Origin of the sequence: Brevibacillus gelatini (assembly GCF_050920745.1) — a bacterium.
Taxonomy (GTDB): domain Bacteria; phylum Bacillota; class Bacilli; order Brevibacillales; family Brevibacillaceae; genus Brevibacillus; species Brevibacillus gelatini.
Genome location: NZ_CP154342.1, coordinates 3804024 through 3820423 on the forward strand (window position 1 = coordinate 3804024; position 16400 = coordinate 3820423).

The window sequence follows — 16400 nt, forward strand, 5'->3', positions numbered from 1 at the left end:
GTTGTTCGTTTATAAGTTTTTTTTTCGAAATCAGCAAAAAAATATGTATTTCCTTTATCTCGCCATTTGCTCTAAGCTACGAGTAACCATTCACCATACCCCAATATGAAAGCGATTGCTTCTTTGAAGGAGGGACTCTTGTGTTAACTTTTCTCGGATTGGCTATGGTCATCATCTTTACGTACCTTATCATGACAAAGCGGTTAACCCCGGTTGCCGCGCTCACGGTTGTACCGATTGTCTTTGCCCTGCTGGGTGGCTTTGGTTCTGAGCTTGGAGAAATGATGCTCAACGGATTGAAAACGGTTGCACCATCCGCCGCCCTGCTCCTGTTTGCGATTTTGTTTTTCGGGGTTTTGATCGATGCCGGGCTGTTCGATCCGCTTATCCGCAAGATACTGAATATTGTGAAAGGTGATCCCGTCAAAATCGCCATCGGGACAGCCGTACTGGCCCTGACCGTCGCACTCGATGGAGACGGTACCACGACGCATATGATTACGATTTCAGCCATGCTGCCGCTCTACAAGCGCCTGGGGATGAAGCCGCTTGTGCTGGCGACGATCTCCTTGCTTTCACTCAGCATCATGAGCGGCATGACGCCTTGGGGCGGGCCGGCGACGAGAGCGATTACTTCGTTGCGGCTGGATGCGAGCCACTTTTTTATCCCGCTGTTGCCGACCATGCTGGGCGGTATCGTCTGTGTGCTCGTGATTGCCTATTTGCTCGGCAAAAAGGAACGGGAGCGCATCGGGGTAATTGATACGCTGCAAACCGGGCAGGAGGATGCCCCGCTCTCCGAAGCTGCTGCGGCCTCCGCTGTCCAGGAGGACATCAAACGTCCGCGCCTGATCTGGTTTAACTTTTTGCTCGTCATGGCGGTCATGGTCCTCCTCGTTCTCGGCACTCTCCCGGTTCCGGTGCTGTTTCTGATCGGGTTTGTCCTCGCCTCGATGGTGAACTATCCCAATCTGGAGCAGCAAAAGGAGCGGATGCTCGCCCATGCCGGAAACGCGCTCACCGTCGTCACACTCGTGTTTGCGGCCGGAATTTTCACAGGGATTTTTGAAGGGACAAAAATGGTCAATGCGATTGCCAATTCGCTCGTCGCCATTATCCCCGAATCTCTCGGCTCCTTTTTCCCGCTCGTAGTTGCGCTCACGAGCATGCCGTTCACCTTTGTCTTGTCCAACGATGCCTATTACTTCGGTGTTCTGCCGATCCTGGCCGAAGCCGCTGCCGCTTACGGCATTGATCCGGTCCAGGTCGCACGCGCCTCTGTTCTCGGGCAGCCTGTCCATTTCTTGAGCCCGCTGGTCGCCTCTACGCTGCTTCTGGTCGGGATGGTCAAAACAGACCTGGGCGAGTTTCAGCGCTACGCAATCAAATGGGCGATTCTCTGTTCCTTGTTCATCATTTTGGTAGGGGTTTTGACAGGCGCGATTTTTTAACAGTGAAAAAGGACGGAATTTCGCTTTCCGTCCTTTTGTCTGTTGCCTTACCCGCTAAAGCATGTGCCAGCAACGGCTGCGACGCAGTGCCATGACCGTGCTCAGCCAGCGCCTGCGATCATGTCGACTATCGTTTTCGCCAGCTTCCTCACCGTATACAGGCGGGTATCATTTAAAAACTGCGTAGCTGGCAATGGGTCGAGATAGTTGACTACCCCCGTCAAATGGTAGTCCCCCACAGGCGGCAGCATTTTTTGCAGCGCCCGTCCCGGAAGCAGCGGGCCTTCCTTCAAAATGACCGCGCCCACCTGCTCCTTTTCCCCCAGCCCGGCGTCAATGCCAATGATGAGCGGCTGTCGAAACTGCCGCTTGATCGCCTTCAAGGTCGGCTCCAGGTTAAAGGCGTGAATCGGCTCTTCCAGCGTTCCGTAAACGCGGTGGGTGACACCCGCCTCCAGCAGCATCGTTCCAACCAATGGCCCGAGCGCATCGCCAATCGAGCGATCCGACCCGATGCACAAAAAGACGACCTCTCTTTGTTCCCGGCTCGCCTGCTGGATGAGCGTGTCCAGAAATGCCGCCATCGCGGCGGTTTCCTGCCGGATGGTTCGTTCGTTGTCATGGATAGTCAACAGGACGCTTGCTGTTGCTTTTGCGTCTGTTTCTTCTTTGCGACTGCCAAATAGCCCCATGTCGATCCTCTTTTCTTTCGCGAGCTGTTGGTTGTGTGCGTGCATCCTCCCTTCTATTCTACACTTCCTGATATTGATATAGCGACTTATCCTTGGCACGAGGTAGCAGGACCTCATTGACCCATTTGGCAAACAGCTTGTTCATCTCTTCTACGTCCAGTTCATCTTTTTCATAATGAAAGATCACAATATCTTCGGCTGTATCTGATGGCCCCAGATCATGAAAGTGATCCGCAAATAATACAGCCCATCCCTGACCGTTTTTCTTTTTCCAGGCGCTTCCTTCAATATCGTACCCGTCCTCACAGTATGTAACATGGAAGTGGCGATCCATTTCGTATTTTTGTTCCATTTTATCCCAGTTCAACATGCAACCTGTACTCCTTGTTGTAGCGGTATCGACGCAGGAAATGATAGGGTCATTCAGTTGCAAAAAGCTTCCCCAGGCAGGGAAGCTTTTTACCCAAACAATCGTCTTGTTGCTGTCCGCAAGCGCAAGAGACGGGCCAAGACCAACCTCCCTACTCGAACTTGAGCTTGGAGAGCGCGTCTTTCAATGCGGTATTGATGCCTTCCTCGCTTCCCTTCTCCTGGGATTTCAAATACTTGGCGATTTCCTTCTTGGACACCTTGCTGTTCTTTTCCTTTTCCCGGCGCTCCTTGAACGTCGAGAGCTTTTCCCTGTGCCCGCAAGCGCAAACGAACATTTGTCCTTCACCCTCGCCGCGCAATTCCAGCCGCTTGTGGCATTTCGGGCAGCGGGCGTTCGTCTGCTTGGCAATGCTTTTGCGATAACCGCACTCCCGGTCTTGGCAGACGAGCATCTTGCCGCGTTTTCCGTTTACCTCCAAAAGAAGCTTGCCGCACTCCGGGCATTTGCTTCGCGTCAGGTTGTCGTGGCGGAATGTTTTGTCGCTGTTTTTGATCTCCTGGACGACCTCTCGCGCGTACGTTCTCATCTCTTCGATGAAGGCGCGCTTGCTCAGGCTTCCTTTGGCGATGGCGGCGAGCTTTTGCTCCCATTGGGCGGTCAACGTCGGTGATTGCATCTCGTCGGGAACAAGCTCCAGAAGCTGCTTGCCTTTTGCCGTGACGAAAATATGTTTGCCGCGCTTCTCCAAAAGGAAGCTGTTAAACAGCTTTTCGATGATGTCGGCACGCGTCGCCACGGTACCGAGTCCGCCTGTCTCGCCAATCGTTTTGATGAGCTCCTTGCTCTCGTTTGCCATGTATTTCGCCGGATTTTCCATCGCGGACAACAGGCTGGCCTCTGTGAACGGCTCCGGCGGCTTCGTCTCTCCCTTTGTCTGCGTGATGCTCTGGATGGCGAGCCGATCGCCTTTTTCGATCTTCGGCAGCCACTGCTCCGTCAGTCCGTCCTGTCCTTCCTCGTCTTCGACATCGTGGTCGTAGGCTTCGCGCCAGCCTTGGGCGAGCACAGTCTTGCCTCTGGCCAGGAACAGCTCGCCGCCGATTTTCGCCTGGATCGTCGTCTGCTCGTATTCAAACGGAGGCAAGAGAACAGCCAGGAAGCGTTTCACGATCAGGTCGAAAATTTTCCGCTCCTTGTCGCTCAAATCGCCGAGAAACACCGCTTGCTCGGTCGGAATGATCGCGTGGTGGTCAGAAACCTTGCTGTCGTCTACAAACGACTTCGCCGCCTTGATCGGCGAGCGCAAAATTCTCGCCGCAAGCGGCGCATACGGCTTCATCTGCACAGCCTTGATCCTGTCTGGCAGCGTCTCGACGATGTCGGACGAGAGGTAGCGGGAATCGGTCCGCGGATACGTCACCGCCTTGTGGTGCTCGTAAAGGCTTTGCATGATCGACAGCGTCTCTTTCGGCGAATAGCCAAACATCCGGTTCGCGTCCCGCTGCAGCTCGGTGAGATCGTAAAGCTGCGGGGCGTACGTCTTTTTGTGCGTGCGGGTCACTTCTACAACCTCGGCACTTTTTTCCTGCTTCAAGGCAGCGAAAAGCTGATCCGCCCGCTCTTTGGAAAACGTTTTGACGTCCTTCGTCTTCTGGTCCTGCCATTGCAGCGATACCGACTTCTCCGCCACGGCGCGCAGGCCGAAAAATGGCTTGGGCGTAAAACGGCGAATCTCTTCTTCTCTCGCCGCGACGATGGCGAGCGTCGGAGTCTGGACGCGCCCGCACGAAAGCTGGGCGTTGTGCTTGCACGTCAAGGCGCGGGTGGCATTGATTCCGACGAGCCAGTCGGCCTCGGCGCGGGCGGCCGCAGAAGCGTACAAGTTTTCGTACTGCTTGCCGTCCTTCAGGTTGCGGAAGCCGTCGCGAATCGCCTTGTCGGTGACTGACGAAATCCACAGCCGCTTGATCGGCTTTTGCACATGCGCCATCTCGATGATCCAGCGGGCAACCAGCTCGCCTTCGCGCCCGGCATCTGTCGCGATCACAATCTGGCTGACATCGCTGCGCCGCATTTGCTGTTTCACAATCTGAAACTGTTTGTTGCTCTCGCGGATGACGACAAGCTTCAACGAGGACGGCATAATCGGCAAATCCTCGATTCGCCACGAACTGTACTGCTGCCCGTACACCTCGGGATCGGCCAAGGTCACAAGATGCCCCAAGGCCCACGTCACAATGTATTTATCTCCTTCGAAAAAGCCGTTCCCTTTTTTCTGACACTGCAATACTTTTGCAATATCGCGGCCGACGGATGGCTTTTCCGCCAGCACAAGCGTTTTGCTCATCAGTGACACCACCTTACATCTGCTTCACATTCCTGCTATGTGTTCTCATCCATTGTAGATGAGAACGCGGGTTACGCCAAATCTTTTGCAGCATTTGGCAATGGTGGCGGCTGTGACCCGCTGTCGCTTTCGGGCAAAAAGAAGAGCGGCTCTGCGCCGCGCCCCAGTAAGCGGTTGGGCCAAACTCATCCGCTTTTATTTGAAGACAGGTTCCAGCTCCCGGCTGATAAAAGTCCCTGCCTGCTCCCCCCGGCAAATTTGCGCCATCGCTCCGGGCTGGTCGAAGTTGAACACGTGCAGCGGCAAGCCGTGGTCGCGCGCCAAAATCATCGCGGACTGGTCCATGACGCGCAAGTCTTTTCTGACCACCTCGTCAAAGGACACCTCCACGTATTGCCGCGCCGATGCGTCCTTGCGCGGGTCGGCCGTGTAGACGCCATCTACCCCGTGTTTCGCGACCAAAAGCGCGTCGGCCTCCACCTCCAGCGCCCGTTGCACAGCCGGATAGTCTGTCGTCACATACGGCTGCCCGTTTCCGCCCGCGAAAATGACGACGTAGCCCTTTTCCAGATGGTGCACGGCGCGCAGGCGAATGTACGGCTCCGCGACGGCATTGATCGGCACGGCTGTCATCACTCTGACTTCCCGGTTGACGCGCGCCTTCAGCACGCCTCGCAGCATCAGGCTGTTGATGACAGTCGCCAGCGTCCCGATGTTGTCTGCCTCAACCCGCTCGATCCCCCACTGGTCCGCCATGTTGCCGCGAAAAATGTTTCCCCCGCCAATGACAATCGCTACCTCGACGCCCATGTCGAGCAAGGAAAGAATCTCCCCCGCGATATGCTCCAGTTGTCCCGGGTCAAATCCAAACCCGTTCTCCTGCGCGACAGCCCCGCCGCTCAATTTGACCAACACCCGCTTATACTTCATGGCGCCTCCTCCTCGATCGTTGTCTTTTACGTTTTCGAAATCTTTGGTTCCCTCTACCAAAAAAAGAACGAGGGCAGCAGTTGCCTTCGTTCTTGAAAAAACAGGGGAAATCGGCTGGCATCCTCTTTTTTTGCATCCCGCTTCCCCTCCTGCATGTGGATTCATTCCAAACTCTTCCTCATTTTATGCAAAGCACCCACTTTATGCAAAGAAATTCGGAAAGTCAAAGGCATCCCGCTTGCCTGCCAAAATATCCCGCAAGAGCTGATCGGCCACCTCCGTCGCGAAGCTGTGCTCGTCGCTGTCGATGACACCTGTTTGCAGCGCTTCGTCCAGTTCGTCCTGATCGAGCAAATACACCTCGCCCTGCGGCAGCACCACAATGTCGAGGTAGAGATCGTCATACCAGATATGTCCGTTCTCATCCTTGCCATGCGCCTTGCAAATATCAATGTACCACTGCACGGTGTTGCCAAGCTCGTCCATCATTTTCGTGACGGCATAAGGCTTCTGATCCGGAAAGTATTGCAGGTACACATACCCTCTGTCGCCTACGCACAACAGTTTTTCACCAACAGGCATGTAGGCGGGCTCGGTTACTTCGTCCAGGGTCAAACGGACAGCGTACCCGGAAAAAGACAAAGCCTCTACCCACTTTTCCTGATAGCCCATTCGCTTGACACGTCTCCACCCAGGTCGGTCTGCTCGTTTTCGCTTCATGGCCTGTTCTCCTCGTCAGTTTGGTTCCTTTTACTCTACCACGAATTGGATGGTTTTGTCAGATGCAAACAAAGACATGTCCCCAGGAGAACATGCCTCGTTTTTTTGCTATTTGCCGTATTCGCCATCCCGCAAATGGCTGTGCCTGCGTCCGTACAGGAAGTAGACGACAGCGCCTGCAGCCAGCCAGCCGAGAAACCCGATCTTCGTGACAGCAGGCAAGCTGTAGACCAGGTATCCGCAGAAAAGCACGGCGAGAATCGGGACGAGTGGAACGAACGGCGTGCGAAACGCACGGCGCAATTCCGGATTCGTCCGGCGCAGTACGACGACGCCAATGGAGACGAGAATAAACGCAAACAGCGTCCCGATATTCGTCAGCTCAGCCAGCTTGTTCAACGGCAGCAATCCGCTGAAGATCGCAACCAAAATGCCGACGATGAGCGTACTTTTTCGCGGCACCTGCGTGGTCGGATGCACCTGCGAAAAAACGGCGGGCAACAGACCATCGCGGCTCATCGCGAAAAACAGCCGCGTCTGTCCGTACATCATCACGAGCAATACAGTGGTGATGCCCACGATGGCCCCGAGGGAAATGAATCCCGCTACCCAATCTTGTTTCACGTAGTTGAGCGCAAAGGCAACCGGATTTTTGACATTGAGCATGTCGTACGGAACGATCCCGGTCAGCGTCAAGGAGACGGCGATGTAGAGCAGCGTGCACACCAGCAGCGATGTGATGATGCCAATCGGCATGTCGCGCTGCGGATTGCGCACTTCTTCTGCGGCCGTGGAAACCGCGTCAAATCCGATAAAAGCAAAAAAGACTGTCGCAGCGCCCGTCGCGACCCCGGCAAAGCCAAACGGCATGAAGGGACTCCAGTTTTCCGGCTTCACATAGCCGATCCCGACGATGAGAAACAAAAGGATCACCGCGACCTTGATAATGACCATCAGCGTGTTGAAGCGGGCCGACTCCCTTGTCCCTTTCATGAGCAGAAGCGTAATAACAAAAATGATGACAACAGCAGGCAAGTCAATGATCGTTCCTTTAGAAGCGTCGAACGCATTCGTCAAAGCGACAGGCAGATGAATGCCGAAGCCTGCAAGCAAGCCTTGCGCATAGCCCGACCAGCCGCTCGCCACCGCTGCGGAAGCCACCCCGTACTCCAGGATCAGGTCCCAGCCGATCATCCACGCCACCAGTTCGCCAAACGCGGTGTAGCTGTATGTGTACGCACTTCCGGACACGGGGACGGTGGAAGCAAACTCTGCATAGCACAGCGCCGCAAATACGCAAGCGAGCCCCGACAGGACAAACGACAGCACCAGCGCAGGCCCCGCATGCTCGGCCGCAGCGACTCCAGTGAGAACGAAGATGCCCGTCCCGACAATCGCGCCGATGCCAAGCATGGTCAAATCAAAAGCGCCCAACGTTTTTTTGAGCTGCCTGCTCTCAACCTGTGCCATCAAGCTGGCAACCGATTTTTTTCTCAACAACTGTTCTTTTAACGACATATTGTGCGTACCTCCCGCCCGGACATTCCAACTCCAGCAGCTTCAATCGAAACAGTTGGAGTATGGGCAGGCAAGAGGACAATTATGCATGGGGGATCAAGTTGGATGGTTGCAGTCGCGCGAAGGTGTGGACGGCGTGGCCTTTGTTGCGGACTGGCACTGGCAGGGGCATGTGTTGCTTTGGTGCACACCCGCGAAGACGCGAATCGCGTTGCCTTGTTACAAACTGACGCTGGCGTGGCGGTTCCTTTTTGCAGTGCCTGCATTCCGGCGCAAAATTACAACGAAGCAGTCCCTGGGTGATGCGCCCTGTTCGCGCAAAACTCGCTGCCTTACACCAAGCTCCTGCCAATAAAATTGGCGGAGACTGGCGTATAGCCAAGCTCCCTGGCCCAGATCGACAGTTGCCCCATATGGTGAATCTCGTGCGCGATCACATGCCGCATGATCTCCCCTTTGGCGTACTCCTTGTCGCTCCATGCCACGCGCACAGGCTCCCGCTCCCAGTCGTCTGTCCAAGCCTCGATAAAATCGCGCAGCTCTTCCCGCCATTGAGCCGCCAGCGCCTTTACTTGCGCAAGCGACTGGTGTTCCTCGTAAGGCACTTGCACATCCGGCTTCCCCTGTACGCCCCGCAGCCAACTGTACTCCACATCTGCAATATGAAACAGCGTGTACAAAATCGTCCCGGCGCCTCCCACTCTCGTTTTCAGCAGTTCTTCTTCCGGCAGCTTTGCACACCAAGCAAACCATTCATCCCGCACCATCCAGTTGTACGCAAACAGCTTTTTCACCCTGAATCCTCCCATAGACTGAAATGTAAATATTTTCTATACATTAACACGTACGTTCGCCATTATCCAGCCTGCTTGCCGCTTTTGTTATCTGTTGTCCTGAACTTCCCCCGCTCTCCCGAACTTCACCCGCTCTCCCACAACTTCATCCGTTCCCCCGACTTTGCAGAGGGAGCGTTAGCGTGTTTTCGCACATGACAAAGAGCGCCGTTTTCGATTCGCTTCAAAAACGGCGCTCTTATGCTCGGCAGTCTTGTCTGCCTTTACGTAAACCGGATGGAGAAGCCGCCGGAAAGCAAATACAGATAGCTCTCCACTTCCTGAGACGGCTTGATGATCTGCCTGATCGCCCGAACGTACAAGCTGATCTGGCCGCTGTACCTGCGCTCCATCTCTTCGATTGCTTCGGCTGAGGCTTCCTTGGCCATCCAGTCAGTCTTGAAATCAATCAAGACCAGCCGATTGTCGTCTTCCTCCAGCAAACAGTCAATCACACCCTGGACGATAATCCGCTCCGAAGTTGCTTCGCCCAGCTCCGGCTCCACTTCATGCGCGGGCAGCACCAGCGTAAACGGCAGCTCGCGGTGAACCGCCTTGGCCCTTTTCATCCGCTGCCCCAGAGGGTCGGCAAAAAACGTGGCAATTTGTCCGGCATCCACCGCCTGCACCTGCTCCTCTGTCAAAAAGCGGCGCGCCGCAAGCTCTGCCACCTGCTCGCGTATGTCGGCCTCATCCAGCGGACGCTGCAAATCGAGATGCTGGAAGACCAGGTGCGTGATCGTGCCTTTCTCGGCTGCTGTCAGGCGGTGCGATTTTTGTTCCGCCAAAAACTTCGGCTTTTCCGTAATCGAAGGCAGTGTGAGCGCCTGCCCGCTTTTGCTGACCTTGGCATGCCGCTTCAGCTCGCTGACGCTCCATTTGGCCGCCACGCGCGAGGCAACCGGGTGCGGGTCGGTCCAGCCCAGTCTCGCTTCTACCAGCTTGCGCAGCGCTTCGTCGCCTGGCCGTTCTGCAATCTCCTCCCGCCTGGTCGCGCGCTCCCACAGTGCCATGTCATCGCTCATGGCCTCCTGCTGCGCCTTCAGCTCGTCCGCCTGATGAAAATGAAACGACCAGACGGAGTCATCGGGAACGGTTCTGACTCGCACTTCTTCGCCTGCGCCTTGCTTCGCAGGATACGCGCGCAGTTCGCCTGCTGCCGGATGTCGCAGCAAGGCGCGGCCTACCCAGTCAAAATAGCCTTTGGCCTGGATCAGATCCTCGTCGCTGAGCCGCTCGCCATCACCTTGTCTGCCCCAGTCCATGACGCTTTTCGCCAAGTCTTTGGCTGAACCGACGAGAATCAGCTTCTCGCGCGCACGGGTCAAGGCGACGTACAGTACGCGCATTTCCTCTGCCAGCATATCCCGGCGAAGCTGCTGCCGAATGCCCAGCGCCGCGATGCTCGGGTAGCGCAATTGAATGGACGGCTCCACGGCCATCGGGCCGAAGCCCAGGTCCTTGTGCAGCAAAAATGAGCTTTTCAAATCCATCGTGTTGAACTGCTTGCCCATGCCCGCGACGAAAACGACCGGAAACTCCAGACCCTTACTCTTGTGGATCGTCATGATCCGCACGACATCCTCGTTTTCGCCAATCGTGCGCGCTTCGCCCATGTCATTGCCCGCCTCCTGCAGCCTGTCGACGAAGCGCAGGAAGCGGAACAGCCCGCGATAGGAGCCTGCCTCATACTGTCTGGCCCGGTCGTACAAGGCACGCAGATTGGCCTGTCGCTGCTGTCCGTTTTCCAGGGCTGCGACATAGTCAAGGTAGCCCGTCTCGCGGTACAGCACGGAAAGCAGCTCAGACAGCGCTCCCCTGCGGGCATGCGTCCGCCAGCCTTCCAGCTTCGCAAAAAACTGGCTCAGCCGTTTTTCCCACGACTCCTGCGGCGTGCGCTCCTTCACGTACTGGATGACAGCGAGATGAAAAGGGCCCGTCGGATACTGGATGCGAATGTGGGCAAGCTGCTCCTCGCGCAGGCCGACAATAGGCGAGCGCAGCACCGCAGCAAGCGGAATGTCCTGCAACGGATTGTCGATCACCCGCAACAGCGAGAGCATCGTCTCAACTTCTGTCGCCGCAAAATAGCCTGCCGTCTGCTCGGCGTACACGGGGATTCCCGCCGCATGCAGCTCTTCCTGCATCGTCTGCCCCCAGCCGGACGTGGCCCGCAGCAAAATGACGATATCCCGGTAAGCGAGCGGGCGCATTCCCCCTGCCTTTTTATCGAACACGAGCAGCGACGACTCGCCTTCGCCCGGCTCCATCCAGCGGCGAATCCGGCTGGCAATCAGGCGCGCTTCCAGTTGCGCGACGCTCGCTTCCTCGCTCGAGTCGCCTGTCGCCTCGGGGATTCCTGCCAGCTCGGCCTCTTCCGTTGCCTCTGCAGACACTGCCTGCCCCGCTTCTTGCTCCACGTTGCGGTTAATCAGGTGCACCTCTGCCTGCAGCCTCCCCGGCTCTGCCGCGGGATAAGAGGCGCGGTTAATCAGCTCGGCCGACGGATCGTAGTCGATCTCGCCCACGCCCGGCGACATGATTTGCCGAAACAAAAAGTTGACCGCATCCACGACCTCGCGTCTGCTGCGGAAGTTGGCGGCAAGGTCGATCCGCCGCCCCGGAGCGTCAGTGTCCGCATCCTGCCCGCCTACCGAACTTTTTTGATAGGTCAAATATTTTTCCAGAAACAGCTTCGGCTCCGCCAGACGGAAACGGTAAATACTCTGCTTCACGTCGCCCACCATAAAACGGTTGGGGGAGACTCCGTTCGTCCCGTCGCGGGAAACCATGCGCAAAATCGTCTCCTGCACCAGGTTAATATCCTGGTACTCGTCGACCAGCACCTCCGCGAACTGTTCGCGCAACTGCTCCGATATAGGCGAAGGAATCGCCTCGCCCGCCTCGTCCGTTGCCGTCAAAATGCGCAAGGCCAGATGCTCCAGGTCGCCAAAGTCGACGATTCCGCGCGCCCGCTTTTCCAACTGGAACGCCTCGGAAAACTCGGTAACGAGTCGGGCCAGCGTCTTCATATGCGGGGCCAGTCGCTGCAAATCAGCGGCATATTGCTCGGGCGTCATGGAAAAATACTGCTCGATCTGCTCCGCCAGCTCTTTTTTCACGCCGTTTCTGAGCGCCTGAACCTGCTCTTTGATCTCGGGATCGGTTCCTTTGACTGGCGGCAGCTTGGCAAAAGCAACGCTGCGAATAGCCTGGCTCGCTGCCTCCCAGCCTTCCTTGCAGGCGAGAGCCGCCTGCCGAAGAGCCGCGGCTTCCGCTTCCAACAGCGGCAAATAAGCCGCCGGGCCTTCCGGGGAAGCGGCCAGCTCGGCCGCCCTCTGCAGCTTGCCAGCCATGCCGACAAGCGACAGCTCCACAGACCGCAGCACACTTTTGGCCCAGACGAGTCCGTCCAATCCGGCTCCTGCGCGAATGTCAAACATCTCGGCTGCTTCCGCCAGCCAGCGCTCAGGCGACGGATGGCTGCGGGAAAACTCGTACAGCCGCAACAGCAAAGTCGCCAGCGCCTGATCGTCCTGTCCGTCCAGCATGATGTCTGCCAACGCCTGGAAGTCCGGGTCGCTTTCGTACCAGCCCTCCAACTGCTCCTCCAGCACGTCCTGCCGCAGCAGTTCGCCCTCCATCTGGTCGGCAATGCGAAACTCCGGGTCGAGGTCGATCAGGTAGTAATACTGGCGCAAAAGGCCAAGACAAAACGAGTGCAGCGTCGTAATGGTCGCTCGCTGGAGCAGGGCGAGTTGCCGCCGCAAATGGGCAGAATACGGATTTTCTTTCAGCGCTTTGCTCAGCGCATCGCCAATTCTGTGCCGCATCTCTGCTGCCGCTGCATTCGTAAAGGTTACGACCAGAAGCTGATCGACGCCGACAGGCTCGCTCTCATCCATAATGCGCCGGATGATCCGCTCGACGAGCACCGACGTTTTCCCCGAGCCTGCCGCAGCCGCTACCAGCAAGTTGCTCCCGCGCTGAATAATCGCTTGCCATTGTTCGTCCGTCCATTGCTCAGGCTTGGCCTGCACTTGTTGCTCCGCCATCGGTAGCACCTCCCTCTCTTGCCAGCTGCTGCTCGGCCAGCATGCTCCAGATTTGTTTGCTGTTCCATTTGGAAAGCTGTCTGTGCTCGTTGCCGCCTGTCTCCCCGTCAAACTGGCACACAGGCTTGTACGAGCAATAGTCGCAAGCCGTCATCGTCCCGTTGGAATACGGCTTGATCCCGATTTCTCCATTGGTCATGCGCGTGCTGATTTGCTTCACCGTGTCGCGCACATACGCGGTCAGCGCCTGGAACTGCTCGGCTGTAGCGACAGAAGAGCGCGAAGAGAGCGTCCCGTCCCTTTTCAGCTCAAACGGAACCAATTCGGACGGCCCCTGCTCCACATACGCGTCCATCATTTTCGCCAGTTCGGGATCGGCGAGCATCAAGCCTTTCATCCGCAATCGCTTGGCCCGCTCCTTGGCCGCTTCTTCGGACGTGAGCAGCCGCTTCGCCGTCACAAACGGGTCGGCCACCTGGTAGTAAAAGACGCCGCCCATCTCGGCTTTTTTGCCCAGCCATTCCTCTGCGTTTGCCACGACGACGTCCAGATAGACGAGCAGTTGCAAATTCAGGCCGTTCCACACGTCTGACAGCGACAGTTGCTTCGGACTTGATTTGTAGTCGATCACGCGCAAATACGGCACCTCGCTGTCCAGCGACTGGTCAACCCGGTCGATGCGTCCGATCAATTGCAGCTCCACGCCGTTGTCGAGAGTGAGCACGAGGCCCGGCAAGTCGGCGTTCGGACCAAAGGAAACCTCCAGCCCAACCGGAGCAAAGCGGCTGCGCTTGGCATGCTCGCCCAGCACGTAGATCGCACGGCCAACCGCCCGCATCAGCTTGCCCGCCAAATAGCGATAGCGCGCTGTTCGCGTGAGGATACTGCTTCTCGTCTGCGGCACCAGCTCGGACACTACCTCGCTCGCCAGCTGCATGCTGTGGTCTTCCGTCAGCTTGCTCCATTCCAAATGTTCCTCGTTCATTTTTTCGACTGCGCGTTTGAGCGAGGCGTGGAACAGCTCACCCACATCGAATCGTTCCAGCTTGTACATCGCTCGCTCGGACAGCCTCAAACCATGCGAGGAAAAATGCGAGAACGGGCACGACTGGAAACGCTCCAGACGCGACACGCTCATTTTCAACTGCTTGCCGTACAAAGTCGCGCTCGTCTGCCTGTCCAGCCCGTCCGGGAGATTCCGGTAGCGCAAGCCGGACAGCAGCCATTTTTCCCGCAATGCTTCCGGGGAAAAACGGACGTACCAGTCGTAGACCTCCCACCAGAACACCGGCAGCTCGCCTGTCTTTTTCATCGCGCGCAACAAGGTCAGCAAGTGGCGAAACACCCTTCTTGGCTGCCCGAGCAAAAAGGCATCCGTGTCCGCCTCGCCCGTCGGCTCGTTGTAAAACATCTGGTGAGAAATGTCCGGAAGCACCTCCCTGATGCGCGAAAACACCGGGGAAGGAAGCAGTGCCTTGCCTTCCTCATCGGCCAGGGCACAGCTCAAAAATAGCCGCTCGGACGGCCGCGTCATCGCCTGGTACAACAGGTACGGCTCGGCCATCAGCTTCTGCTTGGCGCTTGGCGCGAGCACCTGCCCCATCTCCGCCAGCCGCTCGCGCTCCGCCTCGTCCAAAATGCCTTCTTCCTTCGGGCGCAGAGGGATGATGCCCTCGTTTACCCCGAGGATAAACAGAGCCTTGACATCAGGCTGGCGCGAGCGCTCCATCGCCCCGACCAGCACCTGATCGAGCGCCGGAGGGACAAGCCCAAGCTCAATCGTTTCCAGACCGCTGTCGAGCACGCGGGCAAACGTAGCGAGCTCCATGCTCTCGTCGCCCATAACCTCCACGACCTGGTCCATCAGCTCGACCAGCCCCGTCCACACCTGGCCGTGCACCTGCGCTGCATCGAGGTCGCCCTCCTGCTCTGCCTTGCGCTGCCAATGTTCCAGCTTGCCCGGCACGTCCAGGGCAATCAGCAGATTGTACAGTGCCACGGTCATTTCCCGCACGTTTTTGCCTGCCGCCTGCTTCATCTCTTTTTCAAAAGCGAGCAAGGGAGCCGCGTATTTGCGTCTCAGCTCGTCTGCTTCCGCATCCTCGGCGGCCCCGGACGGCCCGCGAAAACGCCAGGCCGCTTCCTCCGCCCACTGGTAGCCGAAAACGCCGTGAGCCAGCACGTAGTTTTCCAGGCGGTCGATCTCCTGGCGGGACGTGCGCTCCTGGGCGAGGTCTGGCGTGAGCAGGTCTGTCTTCAAACAGCGAAATACAGCGTCATACCGCCATCTGGTGACGATGACCTCCAACGCCGAGCGAACCAGCTCCACCAACGGATGGTTCATCACGGTCCGCTTCTGGTCCAGGAAGTGCGGAATACCGTAATCGGTAAAAACAGCGGAAATCTCATCGGCATAGGTGCCAATTTCCCGCAGCAAGATCGCCATGTCCCGCCAGCGGTAGCCTTCCTCGCGGGCCAGGGCGAGAATTTTCAGCGCGACGGCCTCTACCTCAGCCCGTCTGTTTACCGCAGAGAGCAAGGCAACCTCATCGTGGCGGCGAGGGTCTCCGACTGCAGGCGGCGTCCCCCATTGAAAATAACCCTGTTCGAGCTGGCGCAGCCACGGGCTGTCGGCAAAACGGCGCGTCTCGGTCAATAGCATCGGCTTGGCAACGGATACGCCCGATTCCCGCGCGATCTGCAACAAAGTCTGGTACGTGCGCAAAGTCGGGTGGAACAACCCAAGCTCATCGACAGACGCGTCGCGTTCGTCCGGGTCCAGGGTGAGCGCAATCGTCACCTGTTTGGCGTGCAGCATCAACTGCTCGATCAGCCGCAGCTCCTGATTCGTAAAGCCCGTAAAGCCGTCGATGAAAATTTCCGCCTGCCGGATGTAAAAAGAGTCCTTTACCATGACAGCGACCCGGTTCAAAATATCGTCGGCATCGCAGTAGCCTTCTGCCATGTACCCCTCATAGGCGTTCATAATCAGGCGCAAGTCGCTGATCTTTTGATTGAGGCTGGCTCCGCCCCAGTCCACGTTTTCCGAATCGGCAAAAGAGACGCCGTACGACTTGCACTCGCTAATCAGACGCCCAAGCTGAGCGGCAAATCCCGGCTGTGTCGCGGAACGGCCAAATACTTGCAGTTCCTCCTTGTGCCGCTCCAGAAGCATGCGCAGTACCATGTGCTTCCCGAGATCGTCGACAGCAATTGTGGTCAGATCGCCCAGTTCCTGCAGCAGCCGATGAGCCAGGCGGCCGAAACTGAGCACCTGGGTTCCGATTACGCCGCCCAGCCCGGGCAGGTTGGCGAGGGCGTATTCCTCCTGAAAGCTGGCCTGCTCGGGTACGAGCAAAATCATCGGGGAGCCGAGCGGTGTATCGCGCAGCCGCTGTTGGATCTGCTGGTGAATCGCCTCTGTTTTTCCCGTGCCTGCCCGTCCCAGTATGAATTGGACTGCCATGTTTTTTCCCCTTCC

General features: G+C 57.3%; 10 protein-coding genes. 1 reads left to right on the forward strand and 9 read right to left on the reverse strand.

The genetic code is table 11. From position 1 onward, the window contains the following. The first annotated feature begins 140 nt into the window (after positions 1-140). Positions 141-1451, forward strand: coding sequence for a CitMHS family transporter (locus tag AAFJ72_RS18395; RefSeq protein ID WP_432775163.1), 1311 nt, complete (start codon positions 141-143; stop codon positions 1449-1451). Between the two features lie 101 nt (positions 1452-1552). Here the strand turns inward: AAFJ72_RS18395 and yyaC are convergent, their stop codons facing one another. The 9 genes from yyaC to addB all read right to left on the reverse strand — a co-directional run bounded on the left by yyaC (position 1553) and on the right by addB (position 16385). After that, positions 1553-2188 carry a spore protease YyaC gene (gene yyaC, locus AAFJ72_RS18400; RefSeq protein WP_432775164.1) on the reverse strand — a complete coding sequence of 212 codons (636 nt, stop codon included), beginning with the start codon at positions 2186-2188 and terminating at the stop codon, positions 1553-1555. A 13-nt stretch (positions 2189-2201) separates the two neighbouring features. Next, positions 2202-2513, reverse strand: coding sequence for a DUF3986 family protein (locus AAFJ72_RS18405; protein WP_432775165.1), 312 nt, complete (start codon positions 2511-2513; stop codon positions 2202-2204). Positions 2514-2664: 151 nt separating this feature from the next. Beyond that, the gene (locus AAFJ72_RS18410) at positions 2665-4863 is read right to left on the reverse strand and encodes a DNA topoisomerase III (RefSeq protein ID WP_432775167.1); all 2199 of its coding nucleotides are present in this window, start codon (positions 4861-4863) and stop codon (positions 2665-2667) included. Positions 4864-5058: 195 nt separating this feature from the next. Then, a complete protein-coding gene (gene pyrH / locus AAFJ72_RS18415; protein WP_025848348.1) occupies positions 5059-5793 on the reverse strand; it encodes a UMP kinase in 735 nt (244 codons plus the stop codon). A gap of 201 nt (positions 5794-5994) precedes the next feature. Continuing rightward, the gene (locus AAFJ72_RS18420; protein ID WP_432775168.1) at positions 5995-6513 is read right to left on the reverse strand and encodes a DUF402 domain-containing protein; all 519 of its coding nucleotides are present in this window, start codon (positions 6511-6513) and stop codon (positions 5995-5997) included. Between the two features lie 108 nt (positions 6514-6621). Next, the gene (locus AAFJ72_RS18425) at positions 6622-8031 is read right to left on the reverse strand and encodes an amino acid permease (RefSeq protein WP_122905614.1); all 1410 of its coding nucleotides are present in this window, start codon (positions 8029-8031) and stop codon (positions 6622-6624) included. Positions 8032-8363: 332 nt separating this feature from the next. Continuing rightward, complete coding sequence (locus tag AAFJ72_RS18430; protein ID WP_122905615.1) at positions 8364-8825, reverse strand: DinB family protein; 462 nt, start codon at positions 8823-8825, stop codon at positions 8364-8366. A gap of 263 nt (positions 8826-9088) precedes the next feature. After that, positions 9089-12919 (reverse strand): helicase-exonuclease AddAB subunit AddA, encoded by a 3831-nt coding sequence (addA, locus tag AAFJ72_RS18435; RefSeq protein ID WP_432775169.1) that lies wholly within the window; start codon positions 12917-12919, stop codon positions 9089-9091. Further along, positions 12888-16385, reverse strand: coding sequence for a helicase-exonuclease AddAB subunit AddB (gene addB, locus AAFJ72_RS18440; protein ID WP_432775170.1), 3498 nt, complete (start codon positions 16383-16385; stop codon positions 12888-12890). The genes addA and addB overlap by 32 nt, the downstream gene beginning before the upstream one ends. Positions 16386-16400 lie beyond the last annotated feature (15 nt).

Coding starts and splice junctions, on each gene's coding strand:
- pyrH (WP_025848348.1), bottom strand. CDS start 5,793: ATGAAGTATAAGCGGGTGTTGGTCAAATTGAGCGGCGGGGCTGTCGCG.
- AAFJ72_RS18405 (WP_432775165.1), bottom strand. CDS start 2,513: ATGTTGAACTGGGATAAAATGGAACAAAAATACGAAATGGATCGCCAC.
- addA (WP_432775169.1), bottom strand. CDS start 12,919: ATGGCGGAGCAACAAGTGCAGGCCAAGCCTGAGCAATGGACGGACGAA.
- yyaC (WP_432775164.1), bottom strand. CDS start 2,188: ATGCACGCACACAACCAACAGCTCGCGAAAGAAAAGAGGATCGACATG.
- addB (WP_432775170.1), bottom strand. CDS start 16,385: ATGGCAGTCCAATTCATACTGGGACGGGCAGGCACGGGAAAAACAGAG.
- AAFJ72_RS18425 (WP_122905614.1), bottom strand. CDS start 8,031: ATGTCGTTAAAAGAACAGTTGTTGAGAAAAAAATCGGTTGCCAGCTTG.
- AAFJ72_RS18410 (WP_432775167.1), bottom strand. CDS start 4,863: ATGAGCAAAACGCTTGTGCTGGCGGAAAAGCCATCCGTCGGCCGCGAT.
- AAFJ72_RS18420 (WP_432775168.1), bottom strand. CDS start 6,513: ATGAAGCGAAAACGAGCAGACCGACCTGGGTGGAGACGTGTCAAGCGA.